The organism is Thermotoga petrophila RKU-1, assembly GCF_000016785.1.
Lineage (GTDB): Bacteria > Thermotogota > Thermotogae > Thermotogales > Thermotogaceae > Thermotoga > Thermotoga petrophila.
In genome coordinates this window covers 392,588-411,016 of sequence record NC_009486.1, presented here as the reverse complement: position 1 = coordinate 411,016, position 18,429 = coordinate 392,588, and the positions used below count along the sequence as shown (strand labels likewise).

Sequence of the window (18,429 nt, the reverse complement as noted above, 5' to 3'; positions counted from 1 at the left end):
TTATTACCCCCGTTTTCCACGGATGAATTCGTTGACTCTGTTTTCACCAAGAAATTCAACAAGCTTCACAAAAACTCTTGCGGTCACCAGGGCATCTGGAAGTGCACGGTGCCGTATCGTGGTTTTTATCCCAAGTCTTTCGCAGAGCCATTTGAGAGAATGGGGTCTTCCAAAGATCTCTTCTGAAAGATCGAGTGTGTCAATGTAGGGATTCGTTATTGGAAAATTTCCCGTTTCTTTTGCCATCATATCCAGAAAAGTGAGGTCGAAGTTGGCGTTGTGAAACACGAGCACCGTCCCTTTCACGTAGTCTCTGAAGAGATTGTAAACCGCATCCATATCAGGTGCTTCCTCAATGTCCATGTTGCTGATACCGTGAACTTTCTGAACCAGCGCAGGGATTCTTATTCTGGGATTCACGAGAGAGTGAAACGCTTTGTTCCTGTAGATCTTCCCCTTGAAGACAGGAACAGCGGCTATTTCAACTATCCGGTCTCCGGCAAAGGGATCGGTTCCCGTGGTTTCTGTGTCTACGACGCAAAAAACGGTGTCGTTCCATATCATGGCGAGCACTCCTCAGATTTCGATTCCAAAGATCTTCCTCGCGAGTATACCGACGAGGAAAGAAAATCCTGCCACACCGAAACTCAAAAGGAACATCTCAAGAAAGTATTTCGCGAAATCCTTCTCTTTAACCACCGAGACAAAAAAGGTGAAAAGAAGAACTATGAGAACGGCTCCCGTCAAAGTAAGGACAAGTGATAAGAATGGGTTTTTGAGTATGAGGTATGGAGCCACCAGCACGGCGACCGTTACGATGTAAGCGATGCCTGTGTAGATGGCGGCTTTTAAGGGTTTGGATTCACCTGATCCTTCTTCCGCTCTCTGCGAAAGATACTCGGAAGCTGCCATGGAGAAGGCTGCAGCGATACCGGTTATCAAGCCGGACAATCCGACTATCTTGGTGTTTTGAAAGGCGAACGTGAGACCAGCGAGTGCCCCCGTCAGTTCCACGAGAGCATCGTTCAACCCGAGAACCATAGAACTCACGTAATTGAGACGCTCTTCGTCGAGCATGTTCAGAAGCTCTTCTTCATGCTTTTCTTCGTCTTTGAGAATATGGACTACTTCTGGATACTCTTTCTCCAGTCTTTCATAGGCTCTTTCCGCTTTTTTCTCGTTGTTTTCCATGAGTTTGAGAGTGAAAGTCAAACCAAAAAGAACGGAAAGCAGTGAGTACCAGAACATCCTGATATAGGAAGGCTTAACATCCTTCCCGGTGATGTTTTTCAGTTTTTCGTAGTGGCTTTTCTCATCTTCCGCTATCGCAAGAAGGATCTCAGCGTTTTTCTTGTTCGTTCTCTTCGATAGCTTTCGATACACGTGGTATTCAGTGATCTCGTTTTTCTGAAAATCAAGAATTTCTTTCAAGACTCACTTCCTCCTCAACCGGATTGAAACATCTGACGTAGTGGTTTTCTTCTATCTCGGAAAGCTCTGGTAATTCTTTCAAGCACCTCTCCACTCTTCTTGGACAGCGAGGCAAGAAGGGACACACCGGTGGTATGTCGACCATCCTTGGGGGTTGCCCCGGTATGGACTCGAGCTTTTCAAGTCTTTTATCCACTCTCGGCACGCTTCTCAGGAGCATCTTCGTGTAAGGGTGTCTGGGTGAGTAGAAGATCTGATCGGATGTTCCTATCTCGACCTGTCTTCCTCCGTACATCACCATAATCCTGTCTGCCATGGAAGCGATCACACCAAGATCGTGTGTTATGAAGATGAGTCCCGTTTTGAACTCTTTTTGAAGTTCTTTCATGAGTTCCAGGATCTGTGCCTGTATGGTCACATCGAGGGCGGTGGTGGGCTCATCCGCTATGAGCACACTGGGATTGCAGGACAGGGCGATGGCTATAACCACCCTCTGCCTCATTCCACCTGAGAATTCGAATGGATAGTTGTTCATTCTTTTTTCGGGTTCCGGTATTCCAACGAGTTCCAGCATTTCCACCGCTCTCAGATAGGCTCTTCTCTTGTCGTAGCCAAGATGATACCTGATCGTTTCCATGAGCTGGTCTCCTATCGTGTAAAGCGGATTAAGAGACATCATCGGATCCTGAAAGATCATTGCGATCTCTTTTCCTCGAATCCTGTGCATTTCTTTTTCGGGTATCTTCAGTATATCCTGACCTTTGTATATGATCTCACCGCTCACTATTTTTCCGGGAGGCTTTATGAGGCGCATTATGGATTTCACTGTCACACTCTTGCCGGAACCAGTCTCACCGACAATTCCGAGAACTTCGTTGGAATTCAGCGAGAAGTTCACATCGTTCACGGCTTTGACTACACCTTCTTCCATGTAAAACCACGTGCTGAGGTTTTTCACTTCCAGAAGCGTTGCCAAACCGTTCACCTCCTATTTATCGAGAAAAACGAGTTCTCCAGTTGACGGATCGTACTCCGCCACACATTTTCCGTTTGAAAACACGTAGATCTCCCCGCAGTAGTAAGAATTCTCAAACAGAGACTGATTTCCTTCAAAGAAACTTTCGATCACAGCTTCCAAAAACACCTCTGCTGTAGCCATCTGTGATTCTGTGGCGGAAAGCTCTATCTTTTGAAAGAACGGTTCAACCAGTTCTTTCACCTTCTCTTTCACTTTCTCCGGCCAGTCCAGGTGGAGAACTACTTCGTTTGGCGGTACGATAGCTCTGTCCTTTTCTATTATCAGAGCTCTCTCTCTGGTGTCGGTGAACTTGTATCTGTAACGTTTTTCCCGAAGAATTTCCTCAACCATTTTTTTGATCTCTGGATCTTCAACGTGTATTCTCTTCACTTCCCACTTCACTCTAAAAAACAGAATGACGATGGCGATCAACAAAATTACCAGCCAGTACCTTCTCACCTCAGCTCACCCGGGAAGTGACAGGCGACGAAGTGTCCCTCTTCAACCTCTCGAAAAGCCGGTTCTTCCTTGGAGCAAATCTCTTTCGCTATGGGACATCTTGTGTGGAATCTACAGCCAGACGGCGGATTTATAGGGCTCGGAACATCTCCTTTGAGAATGATTCTTTCCCTCTTCTTTGTTGGATCAGGTACCGGTATCGCAGACATGAGAGCTACAGTGTAAGGGTGGAGCGGTTTTTCGAACAAGTCTTTTTTAGGAGCAAGTTCCACCATCTTTCCAAGATACATCACACCTATTCTATCGCTTATGTGCTTTACAACAGCCAGATCGTGCGAAATGAAAATGTACGTGAGTTTGTGTTCCCTCTGAAGATCTTCCATGAGGTTTATGATCTGACTTCTTATCGAGACGTCCAGAGCAGCGACGGCCTCGTCCGCCACGACGAGTTTGGGTTCCAAAGCCAGGGCACGTGCGATTCCGATTCTCTGGCGCTGACCACCGGAGAATTCATGTGGAAACCTGTACACGTAAGCCGAAGGAATACCCACATCCTCCAAGATTTCTTTGATTCGTTTCTCTACTTCTTCCCCCCTTGCGATCCTGTGTGTGACGATGCCTTCACCCACTATGCTCTTCACTCTCAACCTCGGGTTCAGGGAACTGTATGGATCCTGGAACACTATCTGCATCTCTCTTCGAAATTTTTTCCTTTTCTCCGGTAGATCATCGAGAAGAATGGACATGAACTTCTTTGGAGAACCCTTTGCCTCCTCAAAGAAAATACGGGCGTACTCTCTGTCGACACCTTCCAGTTTTTCCACATCTGACTCCTTCATGTTGACGAACCTGCTCAGATAGGTGCGCTTTATGTATTTTTTTGCCTTGGAACGCGGCATGAAGTAGTAGGTCGTGTTTTCGTTGTCCACGATGATGCGTCCCGATGTTGGCTCGTACAGTCTGAGCAGGGTCATTCCAATCGTGGTTTTTCCACAACCCGACTCTCCAACGAGGCCGAAGGTTTCTCCCTCGTTTATGCTGAAGCTGACACCATCGACGGCCTTCACCCATCCAACAATTCTCTTAAAAACACCAGCCCTTATGGGAAAATGTTTCACCAGATTTTCAACTCTAAGGATTTCCCTGCTCACGTTTCACACCTCGCTTTTTGCATGTCTCATTTCATCGAGTTTTTGCCAGAAGAAACACCTCACCTTGTGATTGCCATCCAGGTCTTCCAGTTCAGGTTCTTCAACGTCGCATTTTCCTTTTTCGAAGAATTCACATCTGGGATGGAATTTACATCCCGGAGGGAAGTTGAGCGGGTCGGGTACGTTTCCCGGAATGCTCTTCAGTCTCTCCTGTTCTACGTCTATTCTGGGAATGGATTCGAGAAGAGCATAGGTGTAGGGGTGCTTGGGTTCGGTGAAGATGGTTTTCACGTCTCCGTACTCGACCACCTTTCCCGCGTACATGACAGCAACTTTATCGGACATTTCCGCAACGACGCCCATATCGTGGGTGATCAGAATGATTGCCATTCCGTATTCTTTCTGGAGTTCCTTCATGAGCTCCAGGATCTGAGCCTGTATGGTCACGTCGAGAGCGGTGGTGGGTTCGTCCGCTATGAGAAGACTCGGTCTGCAGGAGAGTGCCATGGCTATCATAGCCCTCTGTCTCATCCCACCGGAGAGCTGGTGGGGGTACTCATCCACTCTCTTTTCAGGTTCGGGAATTCCCACTTTTCTGAGAAGATCTATAGCCATTTTTCTCGCTTCTTTTTCAGAGACGTTCTGGTGAAGAATTATTGCCTCCATTATCTGATCCCCTATCGTGAAAACAGGGTTCAAAGCCACCATGGGTTCTTGAAATATCATGGCGATCTCTTTTCCTCTGATCTTCCTCATTTCGCTCTCTGAAAGTTCGAGAAGATTCCTTCCTTTGAAGATGATCTTTCCATCAACTATCTTTCCGTTCTGATCCAGGAGTCTCATTATTGAGAGCGATGTCACACTTTTTCCACTTCCGGATTCCCCAACGATGCCCAGGGTTTCTCCCTCTCTGACCTCAAAAGAAACACCATCGACCGCCTTCACCACACCGTCTTCTGTATAGAAATAGGTTTTCAGATTTTCCACCCTAAGCAGAGGCTCTGTCAATTCGATCCCTCCTTAGAATTTTAGCCTTGGATCGAAAGCGTCTCTGAGCGCATCGCCCAGCAGATTCCATCCCAGAACGAAGAGAACCATAGCGGTACCGGGATAAACGAGGGCGTACCAGTGCTTTCCTATCTCCATCATCCAGTCTCTCGAGTAACTGAGGATGGATCCCCAGTCGGCGTATCCCTGGGGGGCACCGAGTCCCAAGAAACTGAGCACAGCGGCCGTTATCACGAGAGATCCCATGTTCATGGAAGCCCATATCAGGACGGGGAAAATGGTATTCGGAAGAACGTGTTTCAGTATGATGAGAAAATCGGGCACACCTATTGCTTTCGCTGCCAGAACGAATTGTTCTTCCCTCACCTGAAGAATGTTTCCTCTGATGAGCCTTGCCGCTCCCATCCATCCAAACACGATCATCGCTATCATAACCTTGTCGAGACCTGTCCCGAGAACGGTTGTCAGCACAACAGCCGCTATGAGGAAAGGAATAGAGAGAAAGATATCGGTGATCCTCATGAGAACCTCATCTATCCATCCTCCAAAGTAACCTGAGATTGAACCTATGAACACTCCTATCAGGAGTCTTGCGAGTGTGACTATGAGACCTATCTTGAAAGCCGTTCTTGTGCCCCAGACGATTCCGTATAGAATATCACGGCCACCAATGACACCGAATGGATGATAATCAACACAGCGTATAGGTTCTCTGTTGGGATTCTTCGCCAGGGCATCCTCTTTCGTGGTAGGGGGTTGTGGGCTCTGATTCCAGCTCACCACGGGCATCAAGTAAGGATCGGGTAGCTTGGCTCTGGTGAGCGGGTGAATGGGAGGAGCTATAACAGGCGCGAGAATGGCTATCACCACAAAGAAGAGCACCAGAGAGAACCCTATGATGGCGGATGGATCTCTAAAAAATCTCTTCATTATTCTTTTGAATTCCTGGTTCACGTCGTTTCACCTCTCATCCAAGTCTTATTCTGGGGTCTATAAGGGCGTACAGAATATCTATTATGAGATTTCCAACAACAAGAATTGTTGAGAAAAACAACGCAGAAGCCATCACCGAAGCGTAATCGAGCTGCAGAGCTGCCTGCGCGGTGAAACTTCCCACACCCGTTCTGTTGAAGACCGTTTCCACGATCACGGTACCGGAGAAGAGACCGATGACCATACCACCGGCAACCGTGGTAACAGGAATCAAGGCGTTTCTTCTGGCGTGTTTGTTTATAACCACATCTTCGGGAAGACCCTTTGCCCTGGCGGTTCTCACGTATTCTTTGTTCAGGACTTCCAGCATGCTCGACCTGGTGATTCTCAGAAGATACGCCCACCAGAGCCACGAAAGAGTTATGATGGGACCTATGAGGTGCTTTAGCCCATCCCAGAAGATGTCCAGTCTGCCGTTCAAAAGTGCGTCTATTGTAACGAGCTTTGTGTAGCGATGAAACTCCGGAGATTTGATCACTTCTTCAGCCCACATACTCAGATTCCCAGGAGGAAGCCAGTTCAGTATGCTGTAGAAGATCATCAGAACGAGCAATCCAAAGACGAAATCAGGAAAAGACCAGCCAACCACGGCGAAGATTCTTATGAAATGATCGAGGAATTTTCCTCTGTGAACCGCAGCCTTCACACCGAGCCATATTCCAACAAATACAACAGGGAAGATGGCGTAAAGCGCAAGTTCAACGGTGTATGGGAGTCTTCTCAAAAGAGCATCTTTCACCGGTTCTTTCCCAACAAGGGACCACCCGAGATCACCTCTCAGAGTGTTTGAGAGCCATTTGACGTATCTCACAACGAAAAAGTCGTTCAAACCGTACTTTTCCTTCAGGGCATCCATTTGCTCAGTCGTTAATTTGTCCAGCATATTCGGGTTGACGTACGCTGCGAGCAATTTATCCGGCCCGAGGGACTGGATCATCGAGAAGACGATGAAAGTTACTCCTAAGAGAATCAGGGGCAAGAGCAGAAGTCTTCGTATGATGTATGCGGTCACCTGGTACACCTCCTGGTCGTAAATTGGGTATGTATCTTCATATGATTATACAACATACCCTGAACCTTCCGACATTTGGAAGAGTCTGAACAGTGGTATAATAAAGGTGGTATAATAAAGATGGATTGATAAACCAGGGGGCGAACGGGTTCGACGGGGATGGAGTCCCCTGGGAAGCGAGCCGAGGTCCCCACCTCCTCGTAAAAAAGGTGGGACAAAGAATAAGTGCCAACGAACCTGTTGCTGTTGCCGCTTAATAGATAAGCGGCCGTCCTCTCCGAAGTTGGCTGGGCTTCGGAAGAGGGCGTGAGAGATCCAGCCTACCGATTCGGGCTTCGCCTTCCGGCCTGAATCGGGAAATTTCAGGAAGGCTGTGGGAGAGGACACCCTGCCCGTGGGGGGTCCCCCCTGAAATCGAAAACACGGGCTGCGCTCGGAGAAGCCCAGGGGCCTCCATCTTCGGACGGGGGTTCGAATCCCCCCGCCTCCACCAGAAAAAGGGCGCTTCAAGCGCCTTTTTACTTTTCTTCAACCTCTTTGACTCATTGTTTACCCATTATTAACGATAATGTTGAGTTTGTGTTCGTTTTTCTTAATCAATATCCCTTGAAGAGGCTCGTAAAAAGTAGTATATTTATATTAGCAGTCGAACGATGAGAGTGCTAAAAATCTACGAAGGAGGGATGGATGATGAAAGTGATACCTCTCGGTGAAAGGCTTCTCATCAAGCCCATCAAAGAGGAAAAGAAGACTGAGGGAGGAATCGTTCTTCCAGATTCCGCAAAGGAGAAACCGATGAAGGCAGAGGTCGTAGCCGTGGGAAAGATCGATGACGAGGAAAAATTTGACATCAAAGTTGGAGACAAGGTTATTTACTCCAAATATGCGGGTACAGAAATAAAGATTGATGATGAGGATTACATCATCATCGATGTGAATGACATACTCGCGAAAATCGAAGAGTGAAGGAGGTGTGAGATATGCCGAAGATTCTGAAGTTCAATGAAGAAGCGAGAAGGGCACTCGAAAGAGGTGTGGACAAGGTTGCTAACGCGGTAAAGGTGACTCTCGGACCGAAGGGAAGGAACGTTGTTATCGAAAAATCGTGGGGTTCTCCAACAATAACCAACGACGGTGTTTCCATAGCCAAGGAGATTGAGCTCGAGGACAAATTCGAAAACCTCGGGGCTCAGCTCGTGAAAGAAGTTGCTTCCAAAACAAACGACGTTGCCGGTGATGGTACAACAACTGCTACGGTTCTCGCACAGGCTATGATCAAAGAAGGTCTCAAGAACGTTGCAGCGGGCGCCAATCCAATTCTCCTCAAGAGGGGTATAGACAAAGCCGTTGAGAAAGCCGTTGAAGAGATCAAGAAGGTCTCCAAGAAACTTTCCGGTAGGGAGGACATTGCCCACGTTGCCGCTATATCTGCGAACAGCGCCGAAATAGGAGAGCTCATCGCAGAAGCTATGGACAAGGTAGGAGAAGACGGGGTCATCACTGTGGAAGATTCCAAAACACTCGAAACCTACGTTGAATTCACCGAAGGTATGCAGTTTGACAGAGGTTACATCTCACCATACTTCGTCACGGATGCCGAGAAGATGGAGGTCGTTCTGAAGGAACCCTTCATACTCATCACTGACAGGAAACTCAGCGCTGTGAAACCTCTCATTCCGATCCTTGAAAAGGTCGCTCAGACCGGAAGACCACTTCTCGTTATAGCGGAAGACGTTGAAGGAGAAGTTCTGACAACACTTGTTCTCAACAAACTCAAGGGTACTCTCCAGTCCTGTGCCGTGAAGGCTCCTGGATTCGGTGAAAGAAGAAAAGCCATGCTTCAGGACATAGCAATTCTCACCGGAGGTCAGGTGGCAAGTGAAGAGCTCGGAATCAATCTCGAAGATCTCACCCTTGAAGATCTCGGAAGAGCCGATCTTGTGAGGGTCAAGAAAGATGAAACCATCATAATTGGAGGAAAAGGTGATCCAGAGGCTATCAAGAAGAGAATCGCTCAAATCAAAGCCCAGATAGAGGAAACCACATCTGAGTACGAAAAAGAAACTCTCCAGGAAAGGATGGCAAAACTCGCAGGAGGAGTAGCCGTCATAAAGGTTGGAGCGGCCACCGAAACAGAGCTCAAGGAAAAGAAACACAGAATTGAAGACGCACTGAGCGCTACAAGAGCAGCCGTTGAAGAAGGTATCGTTCCCGGTGGAGGAGTAACACTCCTGAGAGCAAGAAAGGCCGTTGAAAAGGTCATAGAAGAGCTCGAAGGCGACGAGAAGATAGGAGCACAGATCGTTTACAAGGCACTCTCAGCCCCCATTAAGCAGATTGCTGAAAACGCAGGATACGACGGAGCGGTGATCATAGAGAAGATACTCTCGAATGACGATCCAGCCTATGGATTCGACGCACTCAGGGGAGAATACTGCAACATGTTTGAAAGAGGAATCATTGACCCAGCAAAGGTTACAAGGAGCGCCCTGCAGAACGCCGCGTCCATCGCTGGAATGCTCCTGACAACGGAAGTGCTCATCGTTGAAAAACCCGAGGAGAAAAAAGAAACACCGAGTATTCCTGAAGAATTCTAAATGATAACAAGGGGGCCAAAGGCCCCCTTTACTTTTTTTACTTTCTGTGGTATGATGAAAATATCAATAGTTCCTTTCAGGTATGGAAATCTGTTGCGGAATAGATCCAAGAACTCGTTTGAGTTGATTCAATACTTCCTCAGAGGTCTTAAAAAAAGAAGGGGCGTTTGCCCCTTCTTTTGGTTTCATCAAACGCTGAACTTTTCTTCGAAAATTTTCGTTGTTTCCTCGTCTATATTGCATATGCGGATTTCTTCCAGAGCGGTATCCGGATGTTGATCGATGAAATCTTTTATTGCCTTTGAAAAGATTCCCACCGCTCTTTCTTTCGGAAATCCGAAGATTCCTGTGCTGATGGCAGGCATTGAGATGCTTTTCAATTTCAGTTCGTGAGCTCGAAGGAGTGCGTTGTAAACTGCTTTGTAGAGGAGTTCGTCCTCTCCATGACTGCCTCCTCTCCAAACGGGTCCCACAGCGTGAATCACGTATTTTGCCTTCAGCTTTCCAGCGCCGGTTACCACCGCTTCGCCTGTCGGAATTCTTCCACGCTCCTGAACGATCCTGTCGCTTTCCTCCTGAATAACGCTTCCACCCGCTCTCACGATCGCTCCCGCTACTCCTCCTCCGTGTTTCAGATATTCGTTCGCCGCGTTCACTATGGCGTCCGCTTCTTCTCTTGTGATGTCTCCCTTTACGATTCTGATCTTTTTCCCTTTGTATTCCAGTTCTTTTCTCACTTCGGCCATACTTTCACCCCCGTACTTCTCGGGCCAAAGACGTTTGAGCCTTTCAAAGAGTTCTTCCTCAAAACCTACTCTTTTTGGCTGGAAGATGACCTCACCTTTCAACTTTTCTGGAAGATAGTTCGTTTTCACAAAGCCGCCGAAATCATGAGGATAAAGATACCCTTCCCCGTATCCACGCTTTTTCATTTCTTCGGTGACGGGATTTCTCAAAAAAAGCGGTACGTCCTCCACAAGAAGTTCCTGGGCCTTTTTCATTGCAAGATAAACAGAATTGCTCTTGGGAGCGAGGGAAAGGTAGATGGCACACTCTACAAGGTTCATCAAGCATTCGGGAAGTCCCACGTGTTCGACAGCGATGGAGGTCGAAACGGCGATATGTAGAGCGTTTGGGTCGGCGAGTCCAACGTCTTCGCTGGCGAATATGATCATTCTTCGTGCTATGAATCGCGGGTCTTCTCCCATCTCTATCATCTTGACGAGGTAGTAAACGGCGGCGTTTGGATCGCTACCCCTCATACTCTTTATAAAGGCTGAAGCGAAATCGTAGTGTGATTCCTTCGTGTACCCGCTCACATTTCCCAGCAGAGTTTCCAGATCTTCAAGAGTTGCCCTCTTGTTTTTGAACGCCTGGTGGACGATCTCCAGGGTGTTCAAGAGTTTCCTGGCGTCTCCTTCGGAGTGCTTTACTATGGCCTTTTCTGCTGTCTCTTCCAGATCGAGTTTGAGAACCCTTGTCGCTTTCTTCAAGATCTTCATCAGATCCTCGTCAGAGAGTTTTTTGAAATAAAGAATCCTGCATCTCGAGAGAAGGGCGGGTACGATGGCAAAACTTGGGTTTTCAGTTGTTGTCGCAACCAGTACGATGTCTCCTCGTTCAACATGGGAAACCAAGACCATCTGCTGGTTTTTGTTCAGGCGGTGTATTTCATCGAGAAAAAGAAGCAGTTTTTTTCCGTATTTTCTCAGCTGTTCTCCTCTTTTGAGAACGTTCTTTATTTCAGAAACCCCGTGAACGGTGGAGCTCAGATAAACTACCTCGCCGTTGAAATACCTTTTCAGCAGTGAAAAAACCGAGGTCTTACCAGACCCCGGTGGTCCATAAAGGATGGAGGAGAACATGTTGCCTGTTTTTAAAGTTCGCCGGAGAATCCCTTTATCGCCGAATATATGATCCTGACCGACGAAATCCTCGAAATCTTTCGGCCTGAGCAGTTCATTCAAGGGTTTTTCTGAAATACTCAACGGTGAGCTTCAATCCCTCCTCAAGAGGAATTTTTGGTTCCCAGCCGAGCTTCTCTTTCGCCTTCGTGTAATCGAGAATGCTCTTTCTCACGTCGCCCTTACGCGGTGGTTTATAGACGGGCTCTTTATCGTAGCCAGTGATCTCTTTCAGCAGTTTGAAGAGCTGGTTCACGGTCGTGCCCCTTCCCGTTCCTATGTTGAAGACTTCGTTGTCGCCTTTCTCCATGGCGAGAAGATTCGCTCTGACTACGTCATCAACGTAAACGTAGTCTCTGACGTACTCTCCATCACCGAATATGTGAACTTCCTCTCCCCTGAGCATCCTTTCAGTGAAGATGGCCACCACGCCCGCTTCACCGTACGGATCCTGTCTTGGCCCGTAAACGTTGGCGTATCTGAGGACTGTGTACTTCAGCCCGTACTCTCTTGCGAAGAATTCCAGGTACATCTCGATGCTGTACTTCGCAATACCGTAAGGTGATATCGGATGAGGTGTCTCCGTCTCTGGTGTTGGAAAGACCTTCACATTCTCTCCGTATATAGCCCCACCGGTGGATGAAAAAATGAATTTTTTAACACCGTGCTTGATGGATTTTTCAAGAAGCACAAGAGATCCAATGATGTTCGTTTCCGCGTCTCTGACAGGTTCCCTAACGGAGATGGCGACACTAGCCTGAGCGGCGAGGTGAAAGACATACTCGGGTCTGTGCAGAGAGAAGATCCGCTCCATCATTTCTTCGTCCTCTATACTCTGTTCATAAAACAGCGCGTTTCTGTTGAGGTTTTCGACCTTTCCAGAGGATAGATTGTCCACCACAATGACGCCGTATCCGTTTTCTATCAGTTTGTCCACCACGTGGGATCCTATGAAGCCCGCTCCGCCTGTTACCAGAACGTTCATGGTTGAGCCTCCTCTTCTTCATCTTCTTCCATAATTCTGGCTTCTTCAGGGATTTCCTGAACGTTCACAAGTCTTCTGCTCTCTTCGAGGAATTCCTTCAGTTCCTGCACCTTGCTCTCATCGAAATTCACCATTATGTCGTAAAATCTCTTGAATCTTTCTCTCGTTTTTGTATCCAGGAAGTGTGAGAAATGACGCGCGAGTTTTTCCGCGGTGGGCGAAGGTATTCCCATCACGTAGAAGAAAAAGTTTCTGAGTCTGTTCTGAGAACCTCTCAACGATCTTGCTCTTCTTTTTCCCTTCTCGGTAAGGGTTATGTATCCGTACTTCTCGTATTCGACGTATCCAAGTTCCGCCAGCCTCTTCATGGCGTTTGTCACACTTGGAAGGCTCACACCCATCTTTCTCGCGATGGTGCTCACCCTCGCCGCGGGTTGTTTCTGAAGTATCTCCTGAATCACCGCAAGGTAATCTTCGAGCGCAGGTGTCAGGGTTTTCTTTCTTCCTCTTGGCATGCTATCGACCCTCCTTCTTTATGAAACTTTTTGCTTTCTCAATATCCTCAAGAACGATCTTTCTGAGTTCATTACTTCTATTTCTCAGAAGATAACTCGGATGGAATGTTGGAATGACCTTTTTTCCTGCGAGCCAGTCGATGGGATTTCCTCTGATTTTGGTTATGGATACCTTTTTCCCATCCATGAGGAAAGACAATGCCGTGGCTCCGAGAGCAACTATCACATCTGGGTTGATGATTTCGATCTGAGCGAGTAAAAAATGTCCACATGCCGCCTGTTCTTCAGGAGTGGGTGTTCTGTTGTTGGGAGGCCTGCATTTCACAACGTTGCATATGTAAACATCTTCTCTTCTGATACCTGATTCTCTGAGTAGCTCCGTCAGAAGCATTCCCGCTCTTCCGACGAAAGGTCTTCCCGTCTTGTCTTCTTCCTCTCCCGGTCCTTCTCCCACAAAAACGATCCTCGTATCCAGATTTCCTTCTCCTACGACAACGTTTGTCCTATTCAGATGAAGTGGGCAAGCCGTACACTTTTTCACTCTCTCTGACACTATCTCCATGAGTTCTTCCCTTGTATACAAGCCTTTCTCCCCCGGATTCTGGTAAAATATTTCTGGAAATTATCAGAACCTTACTTAATTTTATCATCCACTATAAATTTTTCCAAAAATCTTATTGGGGTGATGATTCGTGCCTTTTAGATTTAGACTTCAGAGAATATACGATGTTCGAAGAAAGGAAGAAGAAACTTTGAAAAACGATCTCTCAAAAATCAATGAAAAAGTGGAAAATACCCAGAGAATTATACAACAACTTTCCGCTGAAAAGAAGCGAATAGAAAGTAATTTTCTTCACAAAAAGGTTCTCAGAAAGGAAGATCTCCTGAATATGGAGATGCAGATGGTGTTTTTTGAAGAAGAGATCAAAAAAAAGCAAAGTGAACTTTCTGAACTGATGAAGGAACAGGAAAAAACGAGAAGTAAACTTTTTGAAAAAATGAAGGAGAGAAAGATTCTTGAAAAATTAAAAGAAAGAAAGATGCGAGAGTACTTTCGTGAGGAAAACCTCAAAGAAAGGAAGACCATGGATGAAATAGCGGAGAGGAAGTTCTGGTGGGAAAGTTAACTCTCCCTAAACCTGTACTGGAGTGCTTCCGCGAGGTGTCTCATTTCTACACCGCTTGAACCTTCCAGATCCGCTATCGTTCGTGAAAGTTTCAGAACTTTGTCGATCTTCCTACCTGACAGTCCATATTTCTCCACGTATCTTTTCAAGAGGTCCTCACTCTTCTCGTCCAGCTGGACAAACCTCCTCAGCATTCTGTGAGACATCTGTGAATTGCAGGAAATATGAGTATCCCTGAAACGTCTTTTCTGTATCTCCCTCGCCTTAATCACCCGCTCTCTGATTGAAGAGCTTTTCTCTCCTTCGGGTTTTTTCATCATTTCCTCGAAGGAGAGCTTCGGAACGTTGATCACCAGATCCATCCTGTCCAGAAGAGGACCTGAGATTTTCTTTCTGTACCTCATGATGTCTCTGGGAGAACAGACGCAAGGTTGTTTCGGATCTCCAAGATGCCCACAGGGACAGGGATTCATGGCACCGACCAGCATGAAGCGAGCGGGATATGTGACGGTGAACTTCGCTCTGGCAACCGTGACGATACCTTCCTCAAGAGGCTGTCTCAAGGCTTCCAACACATCCCTTTTGAACTCCGGCAGTTCATCGAGGAACAGAACACCGTTGTGTGCAAGAGAAATCTCACCGGGTCTTGGGTTGGTACCGCCACCGATGATGGAGACGGTCGACGCTGTGTGATGGGGAGATCTGAAGGGACGGAGTTTCACGATCCCGGGATAACCAGATGCGCTGTACACCTTACTCGTCTCGAGGATTTCCTCTTCGGACATGGGAGGAAAGATCGTGGGAATTCTCTTCGCTATCATGGTCTTTCCGGAACCGGGATTTCCTATCATGAGGATGTTGTGAAAACCTGCGACGGCTATCTCCACCGCTCTTTTCACCATCTCGTGGTCTCTAACGTCGGAAAAATCAATCTCGTATTCAACGTTCGTGTTTCCTATACCCGAATACTCGATCTGTTTCAGCGCTCTATCTCCCCTCAAAAACTCAACGCATTCTCTGAGAGATTCCACTGCGTATATATCCAGTCCTTTCACACACTTTGCTTCCTCTTCGTTTTCTTTTGGGATGAGCACCGTGCCACTGAACTTTTCTGAAAGTGAAAGAAGAACGGGAAGAACCCCGTTCACCCTCTTCACTTCTCCATTCAGCGAGAGTTCTCCTATAGCGAGGATGTTTTCGCTCACCTGAACTATTCCTGTTGAAGCGAGTATGCACAGTGCGATTGGCAGGTCGAGCATGGAACCTTCTTTTCTCACGTCTCCAGGAGCGAGGTTCACCACGTATTTACCGTGTGGAAGAGAAAATCCGCTGTTCAGAATAGCACTTTTCACCCTTTTTCTGCTCTCTTTCACAGCGGTGTCACCGAGACCGACCACGTCTATATCGTTGAAAACGCTCCTGTTGTCGAAATCCACTTCCACATCTATTTTCATTGCTTCTATTCCCTGTATCGTGGCGGAGGAGAGTTTGCTGTAGTTCACCTGGCAGCCTCCTTGGGATCGTACTCCCGCTTCATCTTTTCCAGTGTTTCCAGAAGCGTGCCGAAACCGTTTTTGATGTTCACCTTGACGAGTTCTTTCGAATAGCGTTTCTTCAGTTCAACAACACCTTCCTTGAGGGATCTTCCCACGTTTATTCTTATGGGAAAGCCTATGAGATCGGCGTCTTTGAATTTGAAACCAGGCGAGACTTCTCTGTCATCCAGAACAACCTCTTCTCCTTTTTCTGAGAGAACCTGGTAAATCTTTTCTCCCACCTGCTTCTGTTCAGCGTCGTTCATGTTCAGAATGTCCACCACAACGGTGTAAGGGGCGATCGAAAGGGGCCAGATCATACCGTTCTCATCGTGGAAATGCTCCACAACAGCCGCCATCGTTCTGGAAACTCCCCAGCCATAACAGCCCATGATGAAAGGCTTCATCTCACCGTTTTCATCCATAAAGTAGGCCTTCATGGCTTCGGAGTATTTTGTACCGAGTTTGAATATGTGACCAAGTTCTATGCCTTTTGTTGCCTTGAGAGGCTCACCACAGACGGGACAGGGATCGCCCTCCACCATCGTTCTCAGATCGTACCACTCGTCCACCTTGAAATCTCTGGGATGGTTTGCGTTTACGTAGTGCGTGTCCTCTTCCATACCCCCAACGACGAAGTTTTTCAGCCCCCTGACGCTGTGATCGGCCACTTTCTTCACATCCACACCGATGGGTCCAATGAATCCGACAGGAACACCGAAGTCCTTCAGAATTTCTTCTGGAGTTGCCATTCTCAGCGACTGATCTTTCAAATGTGCTTTGAGTTTCGCTTCATTGAGCTCCAGGTCTCCTCTTATGAGTACCATGACGTATCCTTCTCTTCCTTTGTAGAGAAGGGATTTCACGATCTTCGACGGGGAAACACCGAGAAACTTTGAGACTTCCTCGATCGTCTTCACCCCGGGTGTAGGGACCTTCTCGAGAGTTTTTTCTTTTTCCTGTTCCTGAGTGTATTCACCCCTGTATTCGGCTTTTTCATCGCTTGCCTGATAACCGCACTTTTCACAGAAAAGCACGTTCGTCTCTCCTATCTTCGCGGGGACGACGAACTCGTGGGAAGCGTTCCCTCCGATGGCACCCGTTTCTGCCTCTATGATCATGTACCTCACGCCGAGCCTTTCCATAATTCGGGAGTACGCTTTTTTGAACTCTTCGTACGTCTCGTCCAGAGATTCCCAACTCGCGTGAAAGCTGTAAGCATCCTTCATGATGAACTCTCTCGCCCTGAGAAGACCGAAACGTGGTCTGATTTCGTCTCTGTACTTGTTCGCTATCTGATACAGAGTGAGAGGAAGCTGTTTGTACGAACGGAGCTCGTTCTTCACAAGGTCCGTGACGATCTCCTCGTGCGTGGGACCGAGTGTGAAGTCTCTTTCGTGCCTGTCTTTGAGTTTCATCATTTCGGGACCGTAATCGTCCCACCTTCCTGACTGTTTCCAGAGTTCCGCAGGTTGAAGGATGGGCATCAGAATTTCCTGTGCCCCTATCCTGTTCATCTCTTCTCGGACTATGTTCTCTATTTTGAGAAGTACTCTTCTTCCTAATGGGAGGTAGGTGTATATACCGGCGGCTACTTTTCTGATGAAACCCCCTCGAAGAAGATACTCGTGGCTCACTGTCTCAACATCGGAAGGGGTTTCTTTGAGAGTAGGAGCGTAGAGGTCTTTCATCCGCAAGGCCGATCTCCTCCTCGATTTCGAGTTCTTTTGAAACTATTGTATCATAGATAGGAAAAGGAGGATGGGCCGTGCGATACAGAAAGCTCAGCGATTATCTGAAGGAAAGATACGGTGAAAGGGTTCAAAGAATAGTGATACACGGGGGATTCTCCTGTCCGAACAGGGACGGTACGAAAGGGAAGGGCGGCTGTATCTACTGTGATGCCACGGGAAGCGGTTTTACCACTCTGATGAGGCTCCCGATAAGAGAGCAGGTCATGGAAATGAAGAGAAAATACGAAAAACGGGGGATCAAAAAGTTCATCGCGTACTTTCAGTCGTTCAGCAACACCTACGCTCCTGTTGAGGTGCTCAGAGAACGCTACGAGGAAGCCCTCGTGGACGACAGTATAGTCCAGCTCTCCGTTTCTACAAGGCCCGATCTCGTGTCCGAACGAGTTTTGGATCTGTTCGAAGAATTCAAAAAGCGTGTCGATGTTTCCGTTGAGCTTGGCCTTCAGACGGCAAACTATCGAACACTCAAGAAGATCAACAGAGACCACACCCTCGCGGAGTTCGTGGATGCCGCTGTGAGAGTGAAAAGGAGAGGCATCGAACTCGTGGTGCATGTGATTTTGAATCTGCCCTGGGACGATATGGAGGATGTGGTAGAGACGGCCAAGATTCTCTCCGCTCTGGATGTAGACGGTGTGAAACTCCACTCGCTCTACGTAGTGGAAAGAACAAAACTCGCGGAGATGTACAAAAAGGGAGAAATAAAAATCTGTTCACTCGAGGAGTACATCGACAGAGCGATCACATTTCTCGAATACCTCTCCCCAAACGTGGTCATTCACAGACTGGTCGCAGATCCTCCGAGAAAGGGAACGATTTTCGGCAATTGGGGAAAGAGCAAGATAGAAATCATCAACATGATAGAAGAAGAACTCGAGAGGAGAGATACGTATCAGGGCAAGAAGTTTGATTATCTTAACAGGTAGTCTTTTTCTCTTGA

Annotated in this window: 18 protein-coding genes and 1 other RNA gene; 5 read left to right on the top strand and 14 right to left on the bottom strand. The window is 47.4% G+C overall.

Annotation, left to right across the window (positions count from 1 at the left end):
* Nucleotides 1–3: 3 nt before the first annotated feature.
* From TPET_RS02125 to TPET_RS02090, 8 genes are read right to left on the bottom strand one after another with little or no spacing between them, the layout of a single operon-like run.
* Entirely contained in the window at nucleotides 4–564 is a 561-nt protein-coding gene (locus TPET_RS02125) for a 3'-5' exonuclease (RefSeq protein ID WP_011943068.1), read from the bottom strand.
* Nucleotides 565–576: 12 nt separating this feature from the next.
* Nucleotides 577–1,431, bottom strand: a complete 855-nt coding sequence (locus TPET_RS02120; RefSeq protein ID WP_011943067.1) for a VIT1/CCC1 transporter family protein — start codon at nucleotides 1,429–1,431, stop codon at nucleotides 577–579.
* Nucleotides 1,415–2,407: an ABC transporter ATP-binding protein gene (locus TPET_RS02115; protein ID WP_008192160.1), complete on the bottom strand. Its 993-nt coding sequence runs from the start codon at nucleotides 2,405–2,407 to the stop codon at nucleotides 1,415–1,417. Before TPET_RS02115 ends, TPET_RS02120 begins: the two co-directional genes overlap by 17 nt.
* Before the next feature lie 12 nt (nucleotides 2,408–2,419).
* Nucleotides 2,420–2,908, bottom strand: coding sequence for a hypothetical protein (locus tag TPET_RS02110; RefSeq protein WP_008192162.1), 489 nt, complete (start codon nucleotides 2,906–2,908; stop codon nucleotides 2,420–2,422).
* Nucleotides 2,905–4,059 (bottom strand): ABC transporter ATP-binding protein, encoded by a 1,155-nt coding sequence (locus TPET_RS02105; protein ID WP_011943066.1) that lies wholly within the window; start codon nucleotides 4,057–4,059, stop codon nucleotides 2,905–2,907. The genes TPET_RS02110 and TPET_RS02105 overlap by 4 nt, the downstream gene beginning before the upstream one ends.
* A gap of 3 nt (nucleotides 4,060–4,062) precedes the next feature.
* Nucleotides 4,063–5,067, bottom strand: a complete 1,005-nt coding sequence (locus TPET_RS02100) for an ABC transporter ATP-binding protein (RefSeq protein ID WP_008192165.1) — start codon at nucleotides 5,065–5,067, stop codon at nucleotides 4,063–4,065.
* Nucleotides 5,068–5,079: 12 nt separating this feature from the next.
* A complete protein-coding gene (locus tag TPET_RS02095) occupies nucleotides 5,080–6,021 on the bottom strand; it encodes an ABC transporter permease (RefSeq protein ID WP_004081440.1) in 942 nt (313 codons plus the stop codon).
* Nucleotides 6,022–6,034: 13 nt separating this feature from the next.
* Nucleotides 6,035–7,072 (bottom strand): ABC transporter permease, encoded by a 1,038-nt coding sequence (locus tag TPET_RS02090; protein WP_011943065.1) that lies wholly within the window; start codon nucleotides 7,070–7,072, stop codon nucleotides 6,035–6,037.
* A 136-nt stretch (nucleotides 7,073–7,208) separates the two neighbouring features.
* On the opposite strand from TPET_RS02090, the gene ssrA reads away from it, so the two are divergent.
* From ssrA to groL, 3 genes are all read left to right on the top strand, one after another.
* Nucleotides 7,209–7,565: a transfer-messenger RNA gene (gene ssrA / locus TPET_RS09270) on the top strand.
* 197 nt (nucleotides 7,566–7,762) lie between these two features.
* The gene (groES, locus tag TPET_RS02085; protein WP_008192171.1) at nucleotides 7,763–8,038 is read left to right on the top strand and encodes a co-chaperone GroES; all 276 of its coding nucleotides are present in this window, start codon (nucleotides 7,763–7,765) and stop codon (nucleotides 8,036–8,038) included.
* A 14-nt stretch (nucleotides 8,039–8,052) separates the two neighbouring features.
* On the top strand, nucleotides 8,053–9,669 hold the full coding sequence (groL, locus tag TPET_RS02080; RefSeq protein WP_008192177.1) for a chaperonin GroEL: 1,617 nt from the start codon (nucleotides 8,053–8,055) through the stop codon (nucleotides 9,667–9,669).
* A 188-nt stretch (nucleotides 9,670–9,857) separates the two neighbouring features.
* Here groL and TPET_RS02075 read toward each other — a convergent pair whose 3' ends face one another.
* Genes TPET_RS02075 through tmung form a run of 4 tightly spaced genes read right to left on the bottom strand, consistent with a single transcriptional unit; the run spans nucleotide 9,858 to nucleotide 13,656 of the window.
* A complete protein-coding gene (locus TPET_RS02075) occupies nucleotides 9,858–11,657 on the bottom strand; it encodes an AAA family ATPase (protein ID WP_011943063.1) in 1,800 nt (599 codons plus the stop codon).
* Entirely contained in the window at nucleotides 11,629–12,558 is a 930-nt protein-coding gene (locus TPET_RS02070) for an SDR family oxidoreductase (RefSeq protein ID WP_011943062.1), read from the bottom strand. Before TPET_RS02070 ends, TPET_RS02075 begins: the two co-directional genes overlap by 29 nt.
* Entirely contained in the window at nucleotides 12,555–13,073 is a 519-nt protein-coding gene (locus TPET_RS02065; RefSeq protein ID WP_011943061.1) for a metal-dependent transcriptional regulator, read from the bottom strand. The genes TPET_RS02070 and TPET_RS02065 overlap by 4 nt, the downstream gene beginning before the upstream one ends.
* Before the next feature lies 1 nt (nucleotide 13,074).
* Nucleotides 13,075–13,656 carry a type-4 uracil-DNA glycosylase gene (gene tmung / locus TPET_RS02060; RefSeq protein ID WP_011943060.1) on the bottom strand — a complete coding sequence of 194 codons (582 nt, stop codon included), beginning with the start codon at nucleotides 13,654–13,656 and terminating at the stop codon, nucleotides 13,075–13,077.
* Nucleotides 13,657–13,765: 109 nt separating this feature from the next.
* Between tmung and fliJ the strand changes: the two genes are divergently transcribed.
* A complete protein-coding gene (gene fliJ / locus TPET_RS02055) occupies nucleotides 13,766–14,200 on the top strand; it encodes a flagellar export protein FliJ (protein ID WP_011943059.1) in 435 nt (144 codons plus the stop codon).
* On the opposite strand, the gene TPET_RS02050 is transcribed toward fliJ, so the two are convergent.
* Both TPET_RS02050 and TPET_RS02045 read right to left on the bottom strand, forming a co-directional pair.
* Nucleotides 14,197–15,702 carry a YifB family Mg chelatase-like AAA ATPase gene (locus tag TPET_RS02050; RefSeq protein ID WP_011943058.1) on the bottom strand — a complete coding sequence of 502 codons (1,506 nt, stop codon included), beginning with the start codon at nucleotides 15,700–15,702 and terminating at the stop codon, nucleotides 14,197–14,199. The genes fliJ and TPET_RS02050 overlap by 4 nt on opposite strands.
* Nucleotides 15,699–17,432 carry a proline--tRNA ligase gene (locus TPET_RS02045; RefSeq protein ID WP_011943057.1) on the bottom strand — a complete coding sequence of 578 codons (1,734 nt, stop codon included), beginning with the start codon at nucleotides 17,430–17,432 and terminating at the stop codon, nucleotides 15,699–15,701. Before TPET_RS02045 ends, TPET_RS02050 begins: the two co-directional genes overlap by 4 nt.
* Nucleotides 17,433–17,503: 71 nt before the next feature.
* On the opposite strand from TPET_RS02045, the gene mnmL reads away from it, so the two are divergent.
* On the top strand, nucleotides 17,504–18,415 hold the full coding sequence (gene mnmL / locus TPET_RS02040) for a tRNA modification radical SAM protein MnmL/YtqA (RefSeq protein ID WP_011943056.1): 912 nt from the start codon (nucleotides 17,504–17,506) through the stop codon (nucleotides 18,413–18,415).
* The last annotated feature ends 14 nt before the right edge of the window (nucleotides 18,416–18,429 follow it).

What these genes read in the sequence shown, in the direction of transcription:
- TPET_RS02125 (WP_011943068.1), bottom strand. Translation starts at nt 564, where the DNA reads ATGATATGGAACGACACCGTTTTTTGCGTCGTAGACACAGAAACCACG.
- groES (WP_008192171.1), top strand. Translation starts at nt 7,763, where the DNA reads ATGAAAGTGATACCTCTCGGTGAAAGGCTTCTCATCAAGCCCATCAAA.
- groL (WP_008192177.1), top strand. Translation starts at nt 8,053, where the DNA reads ATGCCGAAGATTCTGAAGTTCAATGAAGAAGCGAGAAGGGCACTCGAA.
- TPET_RS02070 (WP_011943062.1), bottom strand. Translation starts at nt 12,558, where the DNA reads ATGAACGTTCTGGTAACAGGCGGAGCGGGCTTCATAGGATCCCACGTG.
- TPET_RS02065 (WP_011943061.1), bottom strand. Translation starts at nt 13,073, where the DNA reads ATGCCAAGAGGAAGAAAGAAAACCCTGACACCTGCGCTCGAAGATTAC.